The sequence below is a fragment of the Bacillus sp. GW823-FHT06A11 genome, from assembly GCF_058795355.1.
The window spans coordinates 285,268-310,398 of record NZ_JBXAHS010000003.1 but is presented as its reverse complement, the minus strand read 5'-3'; the positions used below and the strand labels follow the sequence as shown (position 1 = coordinate 310,398).

13 protein-coding genes and 1 pseudogene are annotated in these 25,131 nt (G+C 32.5%); 8 read left to right on the top strand and 6 right to left on the bottom strand.

Annotated elements, in window-relative coordinates:
• Positions 1-329 precede the first annotated feature (329 nt).
• The 5 genes from AC1Q8L_RS15695 to AC1Q8L_RS15675 all read left to right on the top strand — a co-directional run bounded on the left by AC1Q8L_RS15695 (position 330) and on the right by AC1Q8L_RS15675 (position 15,485).
• Positions 330-2,033 (top strand): M4 family metallopeptidase, encoded by a 1,704-nt coding sequence (locus AC1Q8L_RS15695; protein ID WP_000791461.1) that lies wholly within the window; start codon positions 330-332, stop codon positions 2,031-2,033.
• Positions 2,034-2,519: 486 nt separating this feature from the next.
• Positions 2,520-5,078 carry a type I pullulanase gene (gene pulA, locus AC1Q8L_RS15690; protein WP_025118280.1) on the top strand — a complete coding sequence of 853 codons (2,559 nt, stop codon included), beginning with the start codon at positions 2,520-2,522 and terminating at the stop codon, positions 5,076-5,078.
• Between the two features lie 870 nt (positions 5,079-5,948).
• Positions 5,949-6,926 (top strand): SagB/ThcOx family dehydrogenase, encoded by a 978-nt coding sequence (locus tag AC1Q8L_RS15685; protein WP_016512704.1) that lies wholly within the window; start codon positions 5,949-5,951, stop codon positions 6,924-6,926.
• Positions 6,927-6,958: 32 nt separating this feature from the next.
• On the top strand, positions 6,959-13,975 hold the full coding sequence (locus AC1Q8L_RS15680) for an amino acid adenylation domain-containing protein (protein ID WP_492339466.1): 7,017 nt from the start codon (positions 6,959-6,961) through the stop codon (positions 13,973-13,975).
• A gap of 55 nt (positions 13,976-14,030) precedes the next feature.
• Positions 14,031-15,485 (top strand): aromatic-L-amino-acid decarboxylase, encoded by a 1,455-nt coding sequence (locus AC1Q8L_RS15675; protein ID WP_000164811.1) that lies wholly within the window; start codon positions 14,031-14,033, stop codon positions 15,483-15,485.
• A 111-nt stretch (positions 15,486-15,596) separates the two neighbouring features.
• Here the strand turns inward: AC1Q8L_RS15675 and AC1Q8L_RS15670 are convergent, their stop codons facing one another.
• Positions 15,597-16,553, bottom strand: coding sequence for an alpha/beta hydrolase (locus AC1Q8L_RS15670; protein ID WP_098311768.1), 957 nt, complete (start codon positions 16,551-16,553; stop codon positions 15,597-15,599).
• Between the two features lie 631 nt (positions 16,554-17,184).
• A complete protein-coding gene (locus AC1Q8L_RS15665; protein ID WP_000577719.1) occupies positions 17,185-18,186 on the bottom strand; it encodes an alpha/beta hydrolase in 1,002 nt (333 codons plus the stop codon).
• A gap of 578 nt (positions 18,187-18,764) precedes the next feature.
• Between AC1Q8L_RS15665 and AC1Q8L_RS15660 the strand changes: the two genes are divergently transcribed.
• Positions 18,765-20,195 (top strand): ABC transporter permease, encoded by a 1,431-nt coding sequence (locus AC1Q8L_RS15660; protein WP_001010219.1) that lies wholly within the window; start codon positions 18,765-18,767, stop codon positions 20,193-20,195.
• Positions 20,196-20,206: 11 nt separating this feature from the next.
• Positions 20,207-20,884, top strand: coding sequence for an ABC transporter ATP-binding protein (locus AC1Q8L_RS15655; protein ID WP_000447851.1), 678 nt, complete (start codon positions 20,207-20,209; stop codon positions 20,882-20,884).
• Between the two features lie 231 nt (positions 20,885-21,115).
• On the opposite strand, the gene AC1Q8L_RS15650 is transcribed toward AC1Q8L_RS15655, so the two are convergent.
• From AC1Q8L_RS15650 to AC1Q8L_RS15635, 4 genes and pseudogenes are all read right to left on the bottom strand, one after another.
• Entirely contained in the window at positions 21,116-21,298 is a 183-nt protein-coding gene (locus tag AC1Q8L_RS15650) for a hypothetical protein (protein WP_072938655.1), read from the bottom strand.
• A 201-nt stretch (positions 21,299-21,499) separates the two neighbouring features.
• Positions 21,500-21,775: pseudogene (locus tag AC1Q8L_RS15645) on the bottom strand (DinB family protein); the annotation flags it as partial.
• A 41-nt stretch (positions 21,776-21,816) separates the two neighbouring features.
• Positions 21,817-23,268, bottom strand: a complete 1,452-nt coding sequence (locus AC1Q8L_RS15640; protein ID WP_080126416.1) for a sensor histidine kinase — start codon at positions 23,266-23,268, stop codon at positions 21,817-21,819.
• A gap of 13 nt (positions 23,269-23,281) precedes the next feature.
• Positions 23,282-23,947 (bottom strand): response regulator transcription factor, encoded by a 666-nt coding sequence (locus tag AC1Q8L_RS15635; RefSeq protein WP_000800746.1) that lies wholly within the window; start codon positions 23,945-23,947, stop codon positions 23,282-23,284.
• Between the two features lie 447 nt (positions 23,948-24,394).
• On the opposite strand from AC1Q8L_RS15635, the gene AC1Q8L_RS15630 reads away from it, so the two are divergent.
• Positions 24,395-25,087, top strand: coding sequence for an HAD family hydrolase (locus tag AC1Q8L_RS15630; RefSeq protein WP_142317973.1), 693 nt, complete (start codon positions 24,395-24,397; stop codon positions 25,085-25,087).
• The last annotated feature ends 44 nt before the right edge of the window (positions 25,088-25,131 follow it).

The following is a 25,131-nucleotide window of genomic DNA, read 5'->3' as shown; positions in this document are numbered from 1 at the left end:
TCTTATAGTAATTGTTATTTTAATAACATTAAACCCACTCTTAAAATAGTAAAGAGTGGGTTTTTATGTTGTTATTTAGAGGTAAGTATACTTTTATTACAATGAATATAGATAATTAATAACTAACCAATTGGATGAGCGCCTATAAGGACTCTCTTTTATTCAAATTAATGTACATATGTGTTCCGTTCATTATTTATAATATTGACCACAATTTATGTAATTTTGCATAATGTTACATAAATTGTGTATTTTCTCTTTTTTCCGACAGAAATAGACAGTATACTTTGTACAAGCTTTCTATTTCAAAAATTATACGAGGTGAAATAATGAAAAACAAAAAGACATTAACTAAGGTAGCATTAACAACAGGATTAGCTTTAACAGCTGTGGCACCATATGGGGTAGGTCATGCAGAGGAAACAGATCAACTACAAGTTCAAATTCAGGAAGAATCGTTCCGTTCGGGTGAACTGACACAACCGTCACAAAAGACACCAGAAAATGTAGTAAAGGATGCACTTAAGGAGAAAACAGAGCAAGCTCTCTCCCAAAAACAAGTCAATGGAGAAGCAGGAGTAGATTATAAAGTCCTTCAAAAACGTGGTTCGTATGATGGAACTACACTTGTACGTATGCAGCAAACATACGAAGGAAAAGAAGTATATGGTCATCAATTAACTGCACACGTAGATAATAATGGTGTTATTAAAAGTGTTTCAGGTGATAGCGCGCAAAATTTAAAACAAGAAGAATTGAAAAAACCTATTAATCTATCAAAAGATGAAGCAAAACAATTTATTTATACGAAGTACGGGAACGATATCAAGTTTATTACTGAGCCAGAAGTTAAAGAGGTTATTTTTGTTGATGAAAATAATGGACAAGCAAAAAATGCATACCAAGTTACCTTTGAAGCTGCAACACCAAACTATGTTTCTGGTACTTATTTAGTAAATGCACAAAATGGTGATATGTTAAAAAATATGGTACAAGAATCTAACTTAAAAGCCAGTGACAAACTAGTTGGAGCTTTAAAGAAAAGTAAACAAAGCAGTCTTACATCATTAACCGGAACAGGAAAAGATGATTTAGGTATTTCTCGTTCATTTGGTATCTCTAAACAAAGTAATGGTAAATATGCTCTTGCTGATTATACAAGAGGGCAAGGAATTGAAACATATGATGTGAATTACAGAGATATTACTAAAGAAGAAAGCTATTATCCTGGTACATTAGCGACTAGTACTTCGGCAACATTTAACGATCCAAAAGCAGTAAGTGCTCATTACTTAGCAACAAAAGTATTTGATTTTTATAAAGATAAATACAAGCGTAATAGCTTTGATAATAAGGGACAAAAGGTAGTTTCAGTTGTACACGCTTGGGATTCTGAAGAGACGAATGATCCGAAAAATTGGCAGAATGCATTAAGTGCTAATAATGGAAGTATGCTTGTATATGGGGATCCTATTGTTAAAGCATATGACGTAGCTGGACATGAATTTACACACGCTGTTACTTCTAGCGAATCTAACCTTGAATATTTCGGGGAATCTGGTGCGATTAATGAGGCGCTATCTGATATTATGGGAACATCTATTGAGAAATACGTAAATAATGGAAAATTTAACTGGACAATGGGAGAACAAACGGGATCTGTTTTCCGTGATATGGAAAACCCAGCTTCTGTTCCATCTTCACTAGGAGTACCTTATCCAGATGATTACAGTGAATTTAACGATTTTAATGGATGGGATCAAGGCGGTGTTCATTTTAATTCAAGTATTATTAATAAAGTTGCGTATCTCATTGCGAAAGGCGGAACTCATAACGGAGTAACTGTTAAAGGAATTGGTGAAGATAAAATGTTTGATATTTTCTATTATGCAAATACAGATGAGTTAAACATGACTTCTAATTTCAAGGAATTGAAATCAGCATGTATTCGAGTGGCAACTAATAAATATGGTGCGAATACAGCTGAAGTTCAAGCAGTTCAAAAAGCATTTGATGCAGCAAAAATTAAGTAATTTAGAAATATAGTTTTCATTCATATATTAATACATTATGAAAAAAACAGCTAATATCATTTTAAGGATATTAGCTGTTTTTTTACGTAGCAATGTATTATTGAAAATAAACTGACTAAGCAATAATGAGGCGCTTTCTCTTTAAGAAGTAGCGACAAATAAATAAGGTTTAAAGTGTATAAAAACAGAAAATTAATAATATATTGACCTCTTGATAGAAAGTCTATAAAATGAAAGCGATAACAAACGATTGCTTTAAAATGATTTCCCTGATCTTTTAGTATTTACAAATATATGAAGGCATAAACAAATCTATTTTTTTAAGCATTAATGCAAACGCTTTCGTATTAAAAGGTCATTGAAATACATACGTGAAAATAGCCAATATGGAGGTGAAGTAAAAGAGATTTCTAGATTAATTTAAGCAGTGTTATTCAGTGTAAGCATAATAAATCGTTAGTAATATTTGAAGAAAGGGTGTATGTGGTGCAAATTACAAAAAGATTAATTAATAAAACAGTTTTATTACTTACTTTAATCATTATGTTATCATCTGTTTTCTCCTTTCAGAGTGTGAAGGCAGTTTCAAATTCGAAAACAACTGAAATTATCATTCATTACAAAGAAAAGCTTGGAAATACAAAAGACTGGAATCTTTGGTTATGGGGAGAAAATGCAAATGGTACATCTTATGAATTTACTGGTGAAGATGAATTTGGAAAATACGCTAAGATAAAAATAGACGGTGACTATAATCGTGTAGGATTTATAGTTCGAACAAATGAATGGGAAAAAGATGGTGGGGATCGTTGGATTGAAAATATAAAGGACGGTCGTGCTGAAGTATGGATTCTTTCGGGTGATGAAAAAGTATATAACTCTAAGCCTTCATCGGATCTCTCAATTCAAAAAGCAACTATTGATAGTTTCAATGAAATTACTGTAACGACTAATGTCCCGTTTAATATTAAGGAAAAGAAAATTGAAATTGAAGGCATTAAAATTAAAAATATTACTCCTTATGATACAAACAGTGGAGATATTACTAATAAGGTTAAAATAATTACGGAACAGAAAATTGATTTAAAACAAACATACAAACTTAAAATAGAAAACTTAGCTGATACGAATACTGAAATTGGTAAAGTCATTCGTAGCGAGGAATTTGATAATTTATTTTATTATAGTGGTAACGATTTAGGGAATACATATACCGCGCAACATACAAAGTTCCGTGTATGGGCTCCTACTGCAAGTGAAGCGAAGTTAGTTACATATAAAAAATGGAACGATAAAATAGGTACTGAAATAAACATGCAACAAGGTGAAAAGGGAACTTGGACAGCAGAACTAAAAGGGAACCAAAAAGGGCTCTTTTATACGTATAAGGTCAAAATTGGTGATAAGTGGACTGAAGCAGTTGATCCGTATGCACGTGCTGCTTCTGTAAATGGAGATAAAGGTGCGGTTGTTGATTTAGAAGAAACAAATCCGAAAAAATGGAAAGCAAACAAAAAGCCAAAATTTAAAAATCCGGAAGATGCTATTATTTATGAGTTACATGTACGTGATCTTTCCATCCAACCTGAAAGTGGTATTAAACAGAAAGGGAAGTATTTAGGTGTAACAGAAAAAGGAACAAAAGGGCCAGAAGGTGTAAAAACAGGACTTGATCATATAAAGGATCTAGGTGTTACTCACGTTCAGTTTTTACCGATATTTGATTATGCTTCAGTAAATGAAGAGACTTTAAATGAACCGCAATATAACTGGGGATATGACCCTAAAAATTTCAACGTTCCAGAAGGCTCCTATTCTACAAATCCTTATGAGCCAACTGTTCGAATAACTGAATTAAAGCAAATGGTTCAAATACTACATGATAATAATCTTCGTGTGGTAATGGATGTAGTATATAACCATATGTATAACGCTGCTGAATCTAATTTCCATAAGTTAGTTCCAGGTTATTATTATCGTTACAATGAAGATGGAACATTTGCAAATGGAACTGGAGTAGGAAATGATACTGCTTCAGAAAGAAAAATGATGAGGAAATTTATGATAGATTCCGTCACATATTGGGCAAAAGAATACAATTTAGATGGATTCCGTTTTGATTTAATGGGTATTCATGATTATGAAACGATGAATGAAATACGTAAAGCTGTTAATCAAATTGACCCTTCTATTATACTACACGGAGAAGGATGGGATTTAAATACACCTCTTGCAGCTGAGCTGAAAGCAAATCAAAAAAATGCAGAGAAAATGAAAGGGATTGCTCATTTTAACGATAATATACGTGATGGGTTGAAAGGTAGTGTATTTGAGGAAAAGGAAAATGGTTTTATAAATGGAAAGGAAAACATGGAAGATCGTATTAAAAAAGGTATTACGGCAGGTATTGACTACGATACAAATTCGTCTACCTATCAAGATCCGGAACAGGTATTAACTTATGTGGAAGCACATGACAATCATACATTATGGGATAAACTTGAGTTAACTAATTCAGGTGACAGTGCAGAAGTGCGAAAACAAATGCACAAATTGTCTTCTTCAATTTTATTAACATCACAAGGAATTCCATTTTTACATGCAGGGCAAGAGTTTATGCGGACGAAATACGGTGATCATAATAGTTACAAATCTCCAGATTCAATTAACCAGATGGATTGGCTGCGCCGTGCAACGTTTAATAATGAAGTAGATTATATGAAGGGTTTAATAGAATTACGCAAAAAGTACTCAGCTTTTCGAATGACATCTGCAGAGCAAATAAAAACACACGTATCATTTATTGATGCTCCGAAAAATACTGTAGCTTATACAATAGAGGGGAATAAAAATGAATACTTTACAGTGGCTCACAATGCAAATAGAGAAGCTGTTGAAATAACACTTCCATCGAAAGGGCCTTGGAAAGTACTAGTAGACAGCAAGCAGGCGGGAAGTAAACCACTTTATGTTGTCCATGACAATAAAATTAAAGTTCCTGCATTAAGTTCATTTGTCTTAAAAACAGAGAAACCGATTAAATAAAAGCGAAGAATGTGGAAATAAATACTGCATTGAGCAAATTTAATAAGGATTGCAAATGAAAAAAGCGAAGTGAAGATTATTCTCACTTCGTTTTTAAAGTTAATGTAATATAATTTCACATACTGTAATTATATTACAATTTAATAAAAGAAATAAGCAATAGATTATTTCTTTTGTGGCAGTAGGAAAAGAAGATATCTTTGAGTTTATTTATAAAATTATCTGAAATACATTCGTAATTCAGATAATGTTTATTATATATTCGAACATATAACGAACTAGATGTTCGAGTTGTATTAATTCCTACAAATCGTTTAAAAATAACAAAGGCGTAAAAAGTATATGGAATTAAAATAGAGAAAAGACACCATTCAAGGTGTCTTTTCTCTATTTTGAATATGAAATGTAAGTAACTCGATTCTATGTAATAGTATGTGATATTTTCACACTAACTGATTAAGAAAAATTTAAAACTCTTTTCTTAATCTATTTGTAATAAATTACATCATAAAATTTTATCAATATAATAAATAAAACTTTCTCAACATTATTTGATTTAATAACTATATTCAACCGCTCTCCAATCCATTACAATAATTTCACATTGGAAATACATGAATATTCTCAATGTTATAAATGGTTTATACCTTATAGGATTACTATGGGAAAGGATGTGAAATATCCAAAAAAAAATCATTTTTTATGATGAAATAAAAAATTTTAATGAAGAAAAAGTTATTTCATTATTTTCAAGTTTCGTTAAAGTGTATGTATTTATAATCACTATGAGACAAGGAACGGAATTTTAAAAAATTTTGAAGATTAGAAAATTGCATTTCAAAAATAAGTTAAACGTTTATGGAGGGTTATATGAGCGAGAAAATTTATTACTGGTCTCCGATTAAGCATTGGGAGAAGTTGCATAATGAAGTTTTGATAGGGGAAATGAGATTTACAGGTATTCTGTCTGAGTGGTTTCCTGATCTTTATTTTATGGCTCAAAAAGGTGTGAAAATCAGTGAACTAGTAGAGCGCTTTTCATTAGGAAATGTAGAAGAGACACAAAAAAACATAGAGCTCATGATAAAAAATCGTGTGTTAGTAAGTAACATATTACACCCAAGAGAAGTATTTTCTTCACAAGAAAAGATTTTTTCAAATCCATATAGCAACCAGATTCGCTTTTCTAAAGAAAAGTTAGATAAGTATATGAGTGAACAATTAAATCGCATGCACGTTGCTGCACGGTCGACCGAAATTCAACTTGAAACAACAAATGAGCTACCTACTATAATTAAGGAACGTAGATCTTGTCGTCAATTTGATATGGAAAAACATATTAGTTTTTCGGAATTTTCCCGATTCTTATCAACTCTAAAACAGGTTAGGGAAGAAAAAATATACTATCATTACGCAAGTGCAGGCGGGCTCTATCCCATTGATATCTTTGTTTATGTAAAACCAAAACGTATAGAGGGTATGAAAGCTGGATTTTATTATTATAACCCATCAAAAAATAGTCTTGTGATTGTAAACAGCATTGATCAAGTAATCAAAAGTGATCATGAGTTAATTAATCAGGATTTATTTACTCAATCTGCCTTCTCAGTTTATTTGGTTTATAATGCGAACGCTTCCATCCCGAAATACGGTTCAGATGGATATTTATTTGCTTGTATTGAGTCAGGCATTATCACTGCTACCTTAAATATGGTTGCTGAAACATTAAATTTAGGGGTTTGTTCAGTTGGTCATATGAAATTTGAAGATATTCAGCAATTTTTATGTTTGGATAATCATCAAGTGTTTCTCCATGGGCTTGAAGTTGGCTTAAAAATTAACGAGTAGAAGAAATGAATATTAGGGGGATAAAGATAAAAATGCACATTAAAGATCGAAGTTCAATTCATGAAAATAAAGAAGTAGAAGCGTTTTGGAAGGAGCAATTATCTTCCGAGATTCTCGATTTTTCTGTATTTAAATTTAATAGCGATTACCAACTAAATAAAGAAACACCTTGTGAGTACGTTCAAGTCATAGTAAATGTAGAATTTAGTAAAAGTATACAAAAAATAAGTAAGTCTCAAGATTTATTATTATTTAGCTGGTTTCAAGCCGCTTTAAGGGCTTGTTTGGCACATTATACAGATCAAGAAAGAATTACTATTGGTATTCCTATAATTGAAAAGAATCTTGAACAAAGTGAGAATCTTAATAAGTTGATTCCTTTAGGAAGTGAAATCCATCCGTATCACACCTTTAAACAATTAGTAAATGAGATTGAACAAACGACTTTATTCGGGTATGAAAATCAGGAGTATCCGCTCTCTGAATTATTAGTTAAACACAATTTAACTCCTTTTCAAATTGTAATCGGGATGGAAGGATTACATAATGAAAATTCGCTAGAAGAATACGCAGAGAATAATTTAGCCCTATGGATACGAAGAAAATGGAATGAAATACATAATGAATTTGAATTTCAAATTTCTTGTAAGTCCCGTTCATTCTCTTCTTTGCAACAGTTTGCCAATTCGTATTGTTATGTTTTAAAGCAAGTTTCACAAAATCCGAATTTGGCATTGAAAGATATTTGTATTATTGCAGAAGAAGAAAAAGAGTTGTTAGAAGGATTGAATACTTTTCAAACGGGCATAGACTTGTTTCAATCATTTCAAGATTTGTTTGAAGCGCAAGTATTAAAAACTCCAGATCAAATTGCTGTTGTTTGTAATGATCAATCTTTGACATATAGAGAATTGAATAAGAAAGCGAATCAATTGGCTTCTATTCTTCAAAGTAAAGGTGTTTCAAAAGAAAGTATTATTGGCGTTATGGTAGATCGGTCATTAGAAATGATTATTGGTATGATGGGGATTTTAAAAGCAGGAGCAGCGTATTTACCAATCGACCCTAACTACCCAACTGAACGAATTGAATATATGTTACAAGATAGTCAAGCAAAATATTTACTTAGTAAGCGAACAGAGGAAGTATTGCCGCAATTTGCGGGTGAAGTACTGTATCTTGATAAAGAATATCTTTTCCAAGGTGAAGAAAGTAATTTAGTACGAGAACATAATCCTAATGATTTGGCTTATGTTATTTACACATCAGGATCGACAGGAAATCCAAAAGGGGTAATGATAGAACAAAAATCGCTAGTTCATTTTTTAAATGTAATGAGAGAAAAAGTAAAAGCTAATCAATCATTCTTGTTTCTTGCTAGTGTATCTTTTGATATTTCCTTGTTAGAAATATGTCTTCCTTTAACGCAAGGTTCAAAAGTAGTAATTGCTACAGAGGAACAGTTTGCAACAAAAGAATTGGCTCATTTGGTCAAAAAACATAAGGTGGATTTATGGGAATCAACGCCATCGCGAATGGAAGTGATTTTGAGTGATCCAGAAGGGGCAAATTTTCTAAAAGATTTAAAATCTATTTTATTAGCAGGAGAAGCATTTTCCATTGATTTGGTTGAAAAAATTCGTTGTATCAGTGAAGCAACAATTTTAAATATTTATGGTCCCACAGAAACAACCATTTGCGCAACAGTAAAAGACTTGAGCACTTCCAAAGAAGTTACGATTGGCAAACCTAACCCGAATTATCATTCCTATATATTGAATAAGTATGGCCAATTAAAACCATTTGGAATTCCCGGTGAACTCTGCATTGCTGGAGTAGCGGTAGCACGAGGGTATCTTGGTAAAAGTAAACTGACAGATGAAAAATTTGTACAGAGTCCTTTTGCGGCAGGGGAAATGATGTATCATACAGGTGATCTCGTTCGTTGGTTGCCTAATGGAGAACTTGAGTATTTAGGTCGAATGGATCATCAAGTGAAAATTCGAGGGTATCGGATTGAATTAAGAGAAATCGAAACTCAATTAAGGGAATATCCAGAAATAAACCAGGCTATCGTTGTTGATCAAGTGTATGGAAATAGGAAATTATTAGCTGCCTACTATGTATCGGATAACAAGGTGTCTTTTGGTGAAATCAGAAAATATTTAAGTGATAAATTACCTGAGTTTATGATTCCTGAAAAAATGATTCAGGTAGAAGAGATTCCATTGAATCCAAATGGAAAAGTGGATAGAAAAAGGTTATTGGATATAACCCAAACGGATTATGTATCAATTCCATACGTTGCTCCGCGCAATGAAATTGAACAAAAATTGGTGCGTGCGTGGGAAAAAGTTATGGAGATTGAGGGAATCGGTATTCATGATAATTTTTTTGCATTAAAAGGAGAATCCATTAAAGCACTTCAGGTAATTAATTTATTAAGAAAAGACTGCTTAAAAATAAGTACAACAGATTTTTTTAAGCACCCTACAATCGCTCAACTGAGTTCTTGTGTAAAGTTAGAGCATAAAGAAGAAAACTTTGAAAGTAAACCAACTCATGTTAAAGATTTGTCTAATCCATTCTCCTTAACAGAAGTTCAGACAGCGTATATGTTAGGAAGGAATTCACAGTTTGAATTAAGTGGTATTTCCCCTCAAACATATTTTGAATATGAAACAGCATTGGATATCAATCGTCTTTCAAAAAGTTTTCAAAAGGTGATCCATCGTCATCCAATGTTGCGAGCTGTAATTTTACCAGAGGGAAAACAGCAAATATTACAAAGCGTTCCTGATTACGAGATTGAAATAGAGAGTCTCATAGATTTAGATGATAGGAATCAACATGCTCGCTTACAAGAAGAGCGTTCTCGAATGACTAACCATGTATTCCCTTTGGGGCAATGGCCTTTGTTTGAATTGAAAGCTTTTCTTTTAAAAGAAGACACGTATTTATTATGTTTTCGATACGATGCTTTGTTAATGGACGGAGCAAGCATGAACATTGTTGGACAGGATTTGTTGCATTATTATTATAAACCAACTCAAAAATTAGAATCTTTATCTTTTGATTTTCAAGATTATATGTTTATCTATGATGAAATGGAACAAAGCGAAGAATATAAAACAGCAAAAGATTATTGGACAAGTAAGCTTCCTGACTTTCCGTTTGCACCTTCTTTGCTGTTAAAAAAGGATCCAGCAGAGATTGCTACTCCTAAATTCCAATCACTTACAAAAATCCTGGATAATAAAAAATGGACAAAGCTACGAAAGTTAGCACAAGAGAAAGAGGTAACTCCTTCCGCTCTACTTTGTACAATATATGGTGATGTGTTGGCATATTGGAGTAATCAACGTCGATTAGCAATTAACTTGACTGTATTTAACCGTTATCCTGTTCATGATGAAGTAGAACAGATTGTTGGAGATTTCACATCGCTTATTTTATTGGATGTTGATGTAAAACCAGAGCAAACTTTCTTTACTAGAGTAAAAGAAGCGCAAGCTACTTTATTAGATGGCCTTGAACATCGTCATTACGATGGAGTTAACTTTATTCGAGATTTTACTCGATATCATCAAATGACGCCAAAAGCAGTTATGCCAATCGTTTTCACCTCGATGTTAGCAGGTGCAGGTGCTTTCTCTTGGGAACAACTTGGTTCTCTTCGCTATATTCATGCTCGGACTCCACAAGTGTATTTGGATAATGTAGTAATTGAAAAAAATGGAGAGTTACTAATTAGCTGGAACTATGTTGAAGAGTTGTTTGATGTTGATGTAATAGAAGCAATGTTTTCCCAATTTGTTGACTTATTGGAACAATTGGTGAAACAAAGTAATATAACATCTTTGCAGATGAAAGAATCGGATCAAACTTTAATTAAGCAATACAATGAAACAACAGAAAAAATACCTTCAACTACTCTGTATCAATTATTTACAGACCAATTAAAACGTACACCGGATGAAGTAGCAGTGGTATTTGAACAAGAATGGTTAACATACTCGGAACTTCATAAACGTTCTAATCAAATTGCCCACTTCTTAAAAGAGCAAGGTATTGGTCTAGGTGACAAAGTGGGTCTTTTAGCAAAAAGGCGAGTTGACACAATTGTTAATATGTTAGGTATTTTAAAATCAGGTGCCGCTTATGTTCCGATTGATCCCGATCATCCTTTAGATCGCCAAACATATATTTTTAAAAATAGCTCATGCAAGCTTTTATTAGAACCTAGTCTTTATGAAGAAAATCATTTGTCATTTTATACAACAGAAGATATGCCCGCTATTGCTGGTCCAGAAGATATTGCCTATATTATATACACTTCAGGAAGTACAGGAAAACCAAAAGGAGTAATTATTACTCACCAAGCGGTTACAAATACTATTCAAGACATAAATCAAAAATATGAGGTGAATGAAGATGATCGTATTATTGGTATCTCTTCCATGTGTTTTGACCTATCTGTATACGATATTTTCGGAGCTTTAAGCACAGGTGCAATGTTAGTAATGATTCGTGATCCGAGAGACATGCAAGAATTAATCCGCACTGTCGAACGTAGAGGGATTACAATTTGGAATACAGTGCCTGCAATCATGGATTTGGCATTGGATCAAGTAGGTTCTCATTTTGAATATCCTTCTTTACGTTTAGTTTTACATAGTGGAGATTGGATTCCGCTTTCTTTACCAGAAAAAATAAAAAGACATTTTCCGATTGCAGAAGTAGTTTCACTAGGAGGGGCAACAGAAGCATCGATTTGGTCAATTTATTATCCGGTCAAACAGGTGGAATCACATTGGAATAGTATTCCATACGGGATGCCCTTGGCAAACCAAACGTATTATGTGTTGAACTATGAAAAGAAAATGTGCCCTGTTGGTGTAATTGGAGATTTATATATTGGGGGAGTGGGCCTTGCTAAAGGATATTTAAATGATGAAAAGAAAACAAATGAAGCGTTTGTTTCACATCCTGATTTTGGTCTTATATATAAAACAGGAGATTGTGGAAAAATGCATTCTGAGGGATATATTGAATTTTTAGGCCGCCAAGATTACCAAGTGAAAATTCAGGGATATCGAGTAGAGTTAGAAGAAATCTCTCATTGTCTTCTAACTTATAAACAAGTCGAACATGCTGTCGTAATTGATCAAACAGATGAGAACGGGATAAAATTTTTAGTTGCATATGTGGTAACTGAGCAAAATATTAGTACAACAGAACTACGAAAGCATTTGCGAGATCACTTGCCAGATTATATGATTCCTTCTTATTTTGTTTATTTGGACCAATTACCCCTGACTCCAAACGGGAAATTAGATAGAAAAGCGCTCCCTACTCCGGAGAAACAAAAAAATGAAGTATTTATTGCCCCAAAAACTGAAATGGAAAAAATATTAACTAGTATTTGGCAAGAAGTACTCAAAATAGATCAAGTTGGAGTAAATGATCATTTCTTCGCCTTAGGTGGAGATTCGATAAAAGCGATTCAAGTGTCCGTTAGACTGTATCGACAAGGATTCGAGCTTGAACCAAAAAATCTATTTTCATTTCCTATATTAAGAGATATGGTTCAATTTGTTAAAAAGCTAGACCAGTTTTCAAGTTCACAAACAAATGATGTAAATATAATGAACGATAATAAAGCTACATTACTAAATGTTAAAGATAAACAACTTAATCAACATACACTTACCAAAATACAAGAAAAAATGCCGGATATAAAAATAGAACGTATTTACCCGCTAGCACCTTTCCAGGAAGTTATTTATGAGCATGCTACGAATGAACCTGATACAAATGCATATTTTGAACAAATAATTTGGGCACTTGAGGGGGAGCTGGATATTAAACTCTTTATTCAGTGTTTCCAACAATTAGTTGATCGTCATGATTCTTTAAGAACAATAATTGTGCAAGATGAACAAGCAAAACCTTGGCAAGCTGTTCTATATGATGTTCAAATAAATTCAGAAATAAAAAACTTGATTGAGATGACGAAACAAGAACAGCAAGAATTCCTAGATCAGTGGATGAATGAAAATTTAAGTCAAGGATTTAAAAATGGTGAACTTATGACCCGTCTCTGTATATTCCAACTAGGTAATAACGAGTATAAGGTAATTTGGAGTTCCCATCATCTATTATGTGATGGTTGGAGCGTCAGCATTTTGATAGACGAATTATTCCAGCTCTACGAAACTACAAATGCGGGAACTACGGCGGAGTTACCTATGGTAAAACCTTTTGAAACATTTATAGATTGGACTTTGGCACAAGATCATGAGAAAGCACGTCATTTTTGGCGAGATTATTTATCAGGATACAATCAGAAAATTAGTATTCCTAAAAAGAAAGTCCCATCTAAAAGTGAAGGGTTAAACTTCACTTTTATGGATTTAACATTAGACAAGGATTTGACTGATCAGTTACAGACATTTGTAACTAAAAATAATATAACTATGAATACAGCATTACTAGCTGTATGGGGAATATTGCTTGGCAAATTTAACGGAACGAGAGAAGTGGTATTGCCTAATCTAGTATCAGTCAGACCTCCCGAAGTAGAAGGAATTGAAAATATGTTCGGTCTGTTCACAAATATTTTGCCTATCCGATTAGCATGGACAGAAACGCAATCTTTTGTGGATTTTCTGCAAAAGGTACAACTAGAGACATTGAAATGTAATGAGTATGCATACTATTCATTTGTTGATATACAAAAGCAAAGTGAATTAAAAACTGAGTTGACTGACCATCTTTGGGTTTTTGAAAACTATCCAACTAATCCAGCAATCTTTTCTTCAAATGAAAACAGACATTTTGCTATCACGGATTACGAAGTTGTTGATGAGCCACATGTAAAGTATGGAATTATGTGCTTCCCTGAAGAAAAACTTACAATAAAGTTTGGATTTGATCAAACGGTATATGAAGCAGAGAAAATACAGGAAATATTAAATCAGATCCATGGATTAATCAACATGATTCTTCAAAATCCAATACAAGCAATTGGTGATTACAAATTATAAAAAATAAAAAGGCGAGCAAGAACTCGCCTTTTTAAATAGAATAGGAGTAAATCAAATGACAAAAAACTTGCAGTTATCAGCCGAAGAGATGCGTCAGTTAGGATATCAAGCGGTTGACTTGATTGTTGATCATATGAATCATTTAAAAAGTAAACCAGTTTCAGAAACGATTGATAGTAATATTTTTAGAGACAAGCTAATTGAAACGATTCCGGAAAACGGATCTAATCCAAAGGAATTACTTCATTTTCTTAATAACAATGTGTTTAATCAAATTACTCATGTGGATCATCCTCATTTTATGGCTTTTGTGCCAGGTCCTAATAATTATGTTGGTGTATTAGCAGATTTTTTAGCAAGTGGGTTTAATGTATTTCCTACAGCTTGGATAGTAGGTGCAGGTGCCGAACAAATTGAATTAACGACAATTAACTGGTTAAAATCAATGCTAGGATTCCCTGATTCAGCTGAAGGACTATTTGTCAGTGGTGGTTCCATGGCTAATTTGACTGCACTTACTGTAGCGAGACAGGTCAAGCTGAATAATGACATAGAAAATACGATTGTTTATTTTTCTAACCAAACTCATTTTTCTGTAGATCGAGCACTTAAAGTATTAGGTTTTAAACAGCATCAAATTTGCCGAATTGAGACAGATGAAGACTTAAAAATTTCAGTTAGTACTTTAAGAAAACAAATAAAAGAAGATCGATTAAAAGGGAAAAAACCATTCTGTGTTATTGCTAATGCAGGGACAACGAATTGCGGAGCGGTGGACTCCCTCGATGAATTGGCTGATGTATGTGGTGATGAAGATATATGGCTACACGTGGATGGGGCTTATGGGGCTGCAGCAATTCTCAGTGAAAAAGGAAGGGAGTTATTAAGTGGAATTCATCGTGCCGATTCTTTAACGTTAGACCCGCATAAATGGCTTTTTCAGCCTTATGATGTTGGTTGTGTACTTATTCGAAATAGCCAATATTTAAGTGAAACATTCCGTATGATCCCAGAGTATATTAAGGATACAGAAACTAATATAGAAGAAAAAGTGAATTTTGGGGAGCGTGGAATTGAACTTTCTCGTAGATTTAGAGCATTAAAGGTATGGCTTTCTTTTAAAGCATTCGGAGTTACAGCTTTTCGTGAGGCAATTGATCATGGCATTATGCTAGCTGAACAAGTTGAAGAGTTTTTAAGGAAAGAAAAAGATTGGGAAGTAGTAACACCTGCCCAATTAGGAATTGTTACTTTTCGTTATATTCCATGTGAGCTAACATCTACAGATACAATTCATGAAATAAACAAAAAATTGGTGGAAGAAATTAATCAAAGAGGATTTGCTATGCTAAGTACGACTAAATTAAAAGAAAAAGTAGTAATTCGACTTTGCTCTATCAACCCAAGAACCACAAAAGAAGAAATACTTCAAATCATGATGAACATAAAAGCGTTAGCAGAGGAAATAAACACATCGCCTAAACATCTTATATCTGTTTCTCAACCTTAATATATTAGGCGGATTTTACATATTAATAGCCGATTCTTATTTAGAATCGGCTATAATATTTAAATGATAAATACATATATACTATTTATAAGTGTTTCTCTTGTAATGGGATTAAGCCTCAACCTTGGATACTCGTTTGAAACCAGTCTTTATTGCTTGTACTATTTCGTTCACAGCATAAATAGATACATCGGCATTTGGATTTAACCCTTCAAACCAGTGATAGGCATTTGGATATAAATGAAACTCCACATCAACACCAGCTTGTGCTAGTTTGCTTACATAGGTTAATGTTTCGCTGCGGAATGGATCTAATTGACCAACAAATGTGTAAGTATACGGTAAGTCACTATAATCCTCAGCTCGAGAAGGTGCTGCATAGGCAGGGATTTGATCCGTTCCATACATTTCTCCTAAATACATTTTCCAGCCAGCTTCATTTGCCTTTTGGTTCCAAACAAATCCCTCTTTAATTTCATTTGCTGAAGGTGTATCATTTCTGTCATCAATCATTGGATATAGTGGCATTTGTAAACAAATTGAAGGATATTTTCGATCTCGGGCTAATAATGATAATGCTGCTGTTAGTCCACCGCCAGCGCTTACTCCTGCAACCCCAATTCGATTCGAATCAATGTTTAATGACTTTGCATTATCAGCAATCCATTTTAAAGCTGAATAACAATCCTCAATTGGTGCTGGGTAAGGGTGTTCAGGTGCTAAGCGGTAGTCTACAGACACGACCACACAGCTAGCTTCTTTTGCAAACCTCATACAAGTATCATCGTTATCATCTATCGACCCTAAGATATAACCTCCACCATGTATCCATAATAAGACAGGTAAAGATTCATGATTTGATTTTGGACGATAAATTCGTAATGGTAACGGATTATCATCAGGCCCAACAATGACTTTATCTGTTAAAGAAAGAGAGTCATCAACAACGGTAGGTGGTCTCATTTGAGCTATTCCTTCTCTGATTGATTGCAAATTTCCTGGGCGTAAATCGAGATCCGGAAACATCTCTAACCCTTGTAATAATTCTGGATTTACTCTAGTTTTCATTTTAGCACCTCTATTTGTAATTGTTTTCAAATAAATGAAGTATATTCTAAGTAGTTTAATTGTGAAAGAACACCACAATTAAATTGTAAATGGGATATGTTATAACGGTCAACAGAATATTCGGAAATTAAAACCTTTCTCAAGAAGGAGTTTCATGCAATTAATAATACAAGTAGCGGATTTAAGAGCAAAGTGTTTTAATGTCGTTGTAATTATGTACATTAGAAAAATTTCTTTTCTAGACTCATGAAGAATTATAAAAAGCAAAATTTTATAGATAGTTATTTTAAAAATAAACAAAAAGAGAAGAACTAACCAATGTTCTTCTCTCTTTTTCATATGTAATTAGGGTATCCATAAATGTAAATACGGATGGTATAGATTAATGGATGAATAATTTATTTTTAAATTAATAACGTAATAAATAAAGATTTTTGTATGTAATATTGCATATACAGGGACCACTGGTGAAAATGCTGAGCAATGTTTTTCCACATGGTAAATTAGTTCCTTAGTTATTTATTTTATTTCATTTTCAATCGTGTAAGGCTTGGGGCTAAGATTTACAAAGGTGACTAGTAAAAAATATAACAATATAAGTATAAGATTTTGTACTTAGTAATCTCACAATTTAAGACCTGTCATTGGATAAGTGCAGGGCGTTCAATCGATTTTGAATAAAATTGATAGTATCAGTTGCAATTTTTTTACGTTTAAGAACTATCCCGGCATGCCCACATGTATAAATATATCGTGTAGGCCTTTCCCAAGATTCCCACAAGTAGTCTGTATCCTCAGAATGCACATATAGATCGTGCTTACCTGAAATTAATAAAATATTTTCTTTTTTTACTTTTGATAATGCTTGACTCGGTTCAGTGATTGTCCAATAATCTATTAAATCATCATACGTTACACCATGATGTTCCAAGTCTTCTCTAATAAATTTACCTGGAGTTGTATTCCAAATTGAATAAGAGAGTCGATTTGCATAGAAAATGGATGCTAACACATCAATTTCTTCTTCAACAAGAGAGGTTAAGTTAGTAATAAATCCACCTAAACTAATTCCTATTAGAATCAGGGGACCATTTTTATTTGCTTTAATCCATTTAATCAAAGCTCGTAAATCAGCTACCGCTTGTCTAGTTGCTTGTACTGTTCGTTCAATATTTGCACTTACCATATACTCTCCACTGAAAAAGGATTGATCGGGTTTTCTTTCAAAATGATAGGGTAGAGTGAAATAATACATATTCCACTTCAGGCTGGTCATATGATCGTGGAATATTTTTTTCACACGTTCGTTAGAATCCATTCTCCAACCGTGAACAAAGATAACATTAGGTGCATTTTCATTTTTATGTAAGAATAATTCCCCAGTTACAGAGTCGTTGCGTGAATCACCGGATTGAACCGAGCTTTTATATTTGAATTGCCCAACCATGTATTCCTTTTCCTGTTTTGAATGCTTAATGTCAAAATGAATATAGGATGGTTTTACTTTATAAAAAGATTCTATGTCCTTTATATTTAATGAAGTGTTAGATAGGGAAGTATACTGAAACGCTACACTTCTTTTTTTGTGTAAATCATATAAGGCGTACCGATCAATGAGTTTTGAAAAAATCAAATTAACCTCCTCCAAAATACATATTGTTTAAAACATGGACAAAATTTATGGTGTAAATTAATTATAAAATATTCTCTTTTCCTAATAGTAGGTGATAAATTTGTATATCATATTATAAAGCTTGCAATAAAATAAAACTATAAATAAATTATACTAAAATCTAAAAAGCAAGTTAATATTCTTATTCATATAAGAGAATATTAACTTGCTTATTTTCATATTAAAAGATGCACCTTTTAAAGCGACGTGATTTGTATGAGATACAGTAACTATATTAAAATCCCTATATAGATAAACAAATAGGTTTCTCTATATTTATTGTATAGAAATTATACAGTAAATATTTTTTGTGCTACATACATTAAATTAATCTTAACTTTTATATAAATTTATTAAACGGAATAACTCCTTACCAATATTCAAAAACGGCTGCGTTTTTGAATTTGTGTTCTAGCTTTTCTGAAACAGGTAAATAACTACACATAAACTCCTTATATCTCTAGTTAAACTACCGATTAGCTCCATATAAACTCTAGATAACCTATATAGAATACAAGATATCAAGGAGGTAAGAAAAAATGAATTTTATGAAACGAGCAATTCTCAGTATGAAAAAAAGGATAGGAACATCATTAATTTTGATGGCAGTTTTTCTGATTGTTACAAATTTGGTTCTTTCAGGTTTCACAATCCAAAATGCGTCAAAAAAAGCAGCGGATGCTGCGAGAAAAAAACTTGGTGCAGATGTTACTTTAGGTCTTGATTTCGACAAGTTAGGTCAAAAAGCTAAGGAAACTGGAGAAATGCCAAATCCACCGCAGCTCGATACAAAAGAAACAGATCAATTAGCGAAATCCAAGTATGTAAAAGACTATAATTACATAGCTAACACTTTTGGTATTTCTGATGGACTTAAACTAGTAGGAGCTTCAGAAGGAGAAGAAGAAGGAAAAGGTAAAGCCGGAATGGCGGCTGTGCGAGGCGGTTCAAGCTCTGGTACAGAAATAGATATGAATGCTTCTTTTATGATTGAGGGAGTTCGCAAGACTGCATTACAAGAAAGCTTTAAAAACGGAAAAAGTAAAATCATTGATGGAAAACCAATTACAGAGCAAATGAAGGATCAGAATGTAGCTTTAATGGAAAAACGATTAGCGGAATTAAACAATTTGAAAGTAGGAGACAAAGTTAAAGTGCAATCAGGGGATAAGAAGGAAACCCTTGAGGTTGAAATTATCGGTATTTACGAAACAAATGAGCAAGCAATGGGTCAACAGGCTCCTCCTATTATGGATCCAGCTAATAAACTATATATGCCGCATTCAACTATGAAAAAATTAGAAGTAGACCAAGGTATAAGTAGTGTTCAAGTCGTGTATTTCTTGAATGATCCACAATATATTGATGCATTTAAAAAAGAAGCAAAAAAATCTAATATTGATTTTAATTATTATAAATTAGATGCGCATGATTCATTGTACAAGCAAATGATTGGTCCTATCGAAAATATCTCTTCGACTTCTCAAATAATCATTTATATTGTATCGATTGCAGGTGCGATCATTTTAGGATTAATCATTATGCTATCAATTAAAGGGCGTCGTAAAGAAATGGGAATTCTATTGTCTATTGGAGAGAAAAAGTGGAAACTGATGGCGCAATTCGTAGTAGAAGTAGTGTGTGTCGCTATTTTAGCATTTGGATTATCCATAACAACAGGAGCTAAAGTTTCTCAATATATCGGGGATAATTTACTTTCGAATGAAATTGCTACTGCAAGCGAAGAAACAGATACCTCGCAACATGGTACTGTAATGATGGCTGGACCCGGTGGTACTCTACAAAATCAAAAAGAAGATCCAATTGATAAAATTGATGTAAGTGTAACAGGAGAAGATGTAGGAAAAATGGGTGGAATTGGACTAGCTATTGCTATAATAGCAACGCTTCTTCCAGCATTATCTATTCTACGTTTAAACCCAAAACAAATTCTTTTAAAAGATGAATGAGGAGGCTCGATATGGAGACGATTTTACAGTTTAAAAATTTGGATTATTATTATGAAAGTAATGGAAAAAATGTAGCCATACTAGATAATGTTAACTTTTCTTTTCAAAAAGGACATTTTTACACGATTTTAGGACCATCTGGATCTGGTAAAACCACAACTCTGAGCTTAGGTTGTGGACTAGATGTCCCTAAAAATGGTTATGTACTGTATAATGGCAAAGATATTAGAAAAATTGGTTTGGATCGATACCGTAATCAAAATGTATCTGTAATTTTCCAATCTTATAACTTAATTACCTATATGACCGCTCTTCAAAACGTCTTAACAGCAATGGAAATTACAGGTGTTAAAGTGCAAAATAAAACAGCAAGAGCATTAGAATTATTAGAGAGGGTAGGACTCTCAGAAGCTGAAGCGAAACGAAACGTCCTGCAACTAAGTGGCGGGCAACAACAGCGTGTAGCAATCGCTCGAGCACTATCTTGTAATGTTGATTTACTAATTGCAGATGAGCCGACAGGAAATCTCGACGAGGAAACCGCAATGGATATAATAGAACTGTTTCAAGAACTTGCACATAAAGAGAATAAATGCATTATTGTTGTGACTCACTCACAGGAGGTTGCTAAAAAATCAGATCGTGCAGTGTATTTAAGTAAGAAGAAGTTGGTCATAAATGAAATCTAATATAAATATCGTAGTTATTTAATTCACATAATTTTCAAAAACTAGATCTTTCAAAAGCTTATATTTGATTTATAATAAAATCAAGCCATAATCAAAATGGTCTCCCTGTACTGAATGTTAAAATAGTTTGTTGTTCCCGTTTTAATAATATAATAAAAAGAACTTGTAGTATATTCTACAAGTTCTTTTTATTATAATTGGTTACCTATATCATGGGATAATCACACATAGTTATTGCAGAATTAAACCTACAATCATAATTAAACTAAATACTATTATCCAACCAAACGTACAATAGCCAAAAATTCTAATCCATTTAGGTAATTGATTCATGTTAATTTTATTTGAGGGAACTCCCTGCATAAAAAACATCATTTTTTGATCTCTATCTCTATTATTTTGTTGTTCATACATAATATCATCACCTTTCCAGATATATTGAGTTTGTAGTATATCAACCTAAAGAAAATTATGTACAGAATAAGAGGGGATAGCATATATATTATGTGGTGGACTTTATAAATAAATGCATTTAATTGCCATAGTTCTAAGCACTAATCCGTTATAAATACTGAAAAAGAGCACTACATAAATAGGACTCATTTTCTTCAAATGTTAAGTTGCTGGATATAAATCAGAACCAAGGTAATGTTCTTTTATAATTTGAAGATGATGAAGCTCATGACCAGCAATGATGTATGCTAATGCACGAACTGTAACTTCAGAATTATTCGCATTTCCTCTTTGTGACCAAGCTTCTTTATCTAAGCTTCTAAGTAAATACAGGGTAGATTGGCGAACAACTATTAAATTCTCAAGAAGATCTTGCATAGATTGCTTATCAAAAGCAGCTCTAAGAACATACATATCATCAAATGAAAAACCTGTTAATAAGTTTATACTTACTACAAAAACAAACAAACTCGTCCTATTTAAAGGAGAGTTTGTTTGTTTTTGTGTTTAGATAATGGAATGCTCATGCGAAATTGCACACTATGTTCCATATTTTTTATTGAATACTTTATATCTAGCGTTTCAAGAATTTGTTTAACAATATATAACCCCAAACCACTTCCTCCAGTATTTCGATTTCTTGATTTTTCAATTCGATAAAATGGTTTGAAAATTTGTTGTAAATCTTCATCTTTAATATTGACACCTGTATTTATAATTTGCATTTCGATTTGACCTTGTTTCGAATCCTCACTTAACTTTATATAGACTTTTTCATTATGTGGTGAATACATAACCGCATTGTGAATAATATTTTTACATGCTTTTTCTAAAAGAGCACAATCTGTATAAATAGAAAGATCAGAATCAATTTCTTTTATTAATTCGATGCTCTTTTGAGAAGCAAAAAATTCGAGATCTTTTGTGATTGTACCTATTAACTTTGAAGGATTAACTTTCTCTACTTTTAGTTTGAAGGTGTGTTGTTCTAATTTCGATACGCTTAAAATTTCACGAACTAATTGTTCCATACTTTCAATAATTTGATGATTTTTCTTTAAATATTGATCGCGATTTTGATAAGGGCCAATATTGTAAATCATCCCTTCTAAGTAGCCTTTCATTACAGTAAGAGGGGACTTTAATTCATGTGCTACAATCGCAAAAAACTCTCTGCGTTTTGTTTCTATTTCTCTTTCTTTTTCAATATCATTTTTTAATTGTTCATTTGCTTTTTTTAAATCAAACATAGCTTGTTGTAAGTTAATAGACATGTCATTCAAACTATTAGACAATTCTCCTAACTCATCTGTAGAGCGAACCTCAATTTTTTCGGAGAAATCTAAATTTGCCATCTTTTGTGCACCTTCATTAATATAAATAAGTGGCTTTGTAATAAACCTGGAATAAAAATAAGCACTCCCTATACCAATTACGAGTACAATGATACTAATATAGGGGAGAAAGCGTACTAAAACCTGTGAAGCTTCATCAATCGGTTGAAATGTAGCAAAGACTATAAGCGTTAAACTACCATCTTGGAATTGAATTGGTTTCGTAACGTTATATGAATTGCTAAGGGTACTTGCATTCTCGAATCGTGTTGCTTTAGTAACTACTGTTTTTTGCGTACCACTTTGAATAAAAGAAAACGAAGGAGAGTAAATAATTACCCCTTCTTTATTTTGAAGGTAAAGCATCGCATTATTTTTTTTTGCGTATTCATCAAAAAGTGGTATCGCATCTTGAAACGTAAGATTTTTAGACTTATCAATGATTTCGTTTATCCCTGTTTGAAGTTGATCTGTTTTATATTGCTCATAAAATGTAGGGAGAAAGAAGTATAAAGTTAAATAAATCAATACTGCAAAGGATAACAAAATGAGAGATGTAGTCATAAAGAGTTTATAAGTGATTTGCTTCATTTTCATGAGTTTCACAATACTATTCATCAATTTTATAACCAATACCCTTTATTGTTTTAATATAAGGGATAGCTAATTTTTTGCGTAGGTTTTTAATATGTGTATCAATTATTCGTGTTTCTCCAAAATAATCGTACCCCCAAACTTTCTCTACGATATTTTCTCTTGTAAGTACTTTTCTCTCATTTTGAAATAGTAGTTGTAGAATTTCAAACTCTTTTGTCGTTAATATAATTTCAACGTCATTTACATACACTCTATATGCATCCACATCGATACGAACTTCTTTAAATATCAAATGATTATTTACATTTTTATCATAACTTCTTCTAAGTACAGCTTCGACTCGTCTAATCAAAACATGAAATGAAAAGGGTTTTGTTATATAATCATCGATCCCAAGATCGAATCCTTTCATTTGATCTTCCTCTTCTTCCAACGCAGTTAGCATAATAATTGGTACGTTTGACTGACTTCGAATCATTTTAGAAACTTCAAATCCATTAAGATTGGGCATCATGACATCTAGAAGAATTAAATCAAATGATTGCTTATTAAATTGTGTCATACCCTCTAGTCCATCTGAAGCGACTACCACTGTATAATGCTGTGTCATTAAAAATTGTTTAATTAATTCCTGAATTTCTCGATCGTCCTCAACCACGAGGATATGATAATTTTTCATAATATCACCTCTGGTAGTCATTATAGCCGTACAATCTGGAGTTTATGTGGAGATACAGTAGTAAACTTCATAGGACGTTTACTACCAAAAAGTATTATTAGCTATATTCCTTTTTTATGGAGAAATAATTGCTTAAAAAAACTTATCGTATGAATTGATGTACGATTAATATTTACGAAAAACTAATGTATAATAACGTGAATTGTATGTAGTTTCTTAAAATTCTCGAAAATATACTTTTGCTTCTTTACCAAAAGAGGAAAAGGAATTTCAATATAGAAGAAGCTACTGTAATACTAGAGTGTGTGCCAAGAACTATGAATTTCTTTCATCTAGTTTTTATTTAATCGTTAATCACTACATAACAATGTTCTTGCTAAACCAAAAGTTTAAAGGTACAAACTTGGAGAGATTTATATAATGCTAGAAAGGTTGTGAAATGATTTGATGGGTTATAAAGCGATGCTGTTTGATTTAGATGATACATTACTTGATAGGGATAAAGCAGTAGAGTCATTATTTTTAATTGTTTTAGAAAAGTGTTATGAAAATGTAGATGGTGCGGCTAAAAGCAACATGTTACAGAAATTCAAAGAACATGATAAAAGAGAATATGGCATAAGTAATAAAACGACAGTTTTAGAATCATTGTTTGATGAATTCACGCCGAAGTATAGATTGCCACGCAATTACATCCAAGATTTTTGGAATAATAATTTCCCTAGATGTTTTTCAATAGACCAAAATACTATTCATTTCTTAAATCAAATAAAGAAGCACTTTAAAGTTGGAATTATAACAAATGGCTCAACTCAGAGGCAAAAAGCTAAAATATTTAACACGAATTTAAATAAGTATTTTGAAACAATCATTATTTCTGAAGAAGTGGGATTTAGTAAACCTGATAAACGTATATTCGAACTAGCATTAAATAAGTTAAATTTACAACCGGAAAATACTTTATTTGTTGGAGATGACTTAGAAAAGGATATTGCTGGACCTCAAAATGCAAATATAAAAGGTGTGTGGTTTAACCCTCAGAAAATCAAGAATACTACCAAAATACAACCATATGCCGAGATTAACACTTTGAATAGTTTGTTAAGTTATGTTACTCCACAATATTTTTATAACAAGTAAAGGCAATTCCATATATATATTCAAAAATATAAAAAAGAGAAACT

What these genes read in the sequence shown, in the direction of transcription:
- AC1Q8L_RS15695 (WP_000791461.1), top strand. Translation starts at nt 330, where the DNA reads ATGAAAAACAAAAAGACATTAACTAAGGTAGCATTAACAACAGGATTA.
- AC1Q8L_RS15685 (WP_016512704.1), top strand. Translation starts at nt 5,949, where the DNA reads ATGAGCGAGAAAATTTATTACTGGTCTCCGATTAAGCATTGGGAGAAG.
- AC1Q8L_RS15680 (WP_492339466.1), top strand. Translation starts at nt 6,959, where the DNA reads ATGCACATTAAAGATCGAAGTTCAATTCATGAAAATAAAGAAGTAGAA.
- AC1Q8L_RS15675 (WP_000164811.1), top strand. Translation starts at nt 14,031, where the DNA reads ATGACAAAAAACTTGCAGTTATCAGCCGAAGAGATGCGTCAGTTAGGA.
- AC1Q8L_RS15670 (WP_098311768.1), bottom strand. Translation starts at nt 16,553, where the DNA reads ATGAAAACTAGAGTAAATCCAGAATTATTACAAGGGTTAGAGATGTTT.
- AC1Q8L_RS15660 (WP_001010219.1), top strand. Translation starts at nt 18,765, where the DNA reads ATGAATTTTATGAAACGAGCAATTCTCAGTATGAAAAAAAGGATAGGA.
- AC1Q8L_RS15655 (WP_000447851.1), top strand. Translation starts at nt 20,207, where the DNA reads ATGGAGACGATTTTACAGTTTAAAAATTTGGATTATTATTATGAAAGT.
- AC1Q8L_RS15650 (WP_072938655.1), bottom strand. Translation starts at nt 21,298, where the DNA reads ATGTATGAACAACAAAATAATAGAGATAGAGATCAAAAAATGATGTTT.
- AC1Q8L_RS15640 (WP_080126416.1), bottom strand. Translation starts at nt 23,268, where the DNA reads ATGAAAATGAAGCAAATCACTTATAAACTCTTTATGACTACATCTCTC.
- AC1Q8L_RS15635 (WP_000800746.1), bottom strand. Translation starts at nt 23,947, where the DNA reads ATGAAAAATTATCATATCCTCGTGGTTGAGGACGATCGAGAAATTCAG.
- AC1Q8L_RS15630 (WP_142317973.1), top strand. Translation starts at nt 24,395, where the DNA reads ATGGGTTATAAAGCGATGCTGTTTGATTTAGATGATACATTACTTGAT.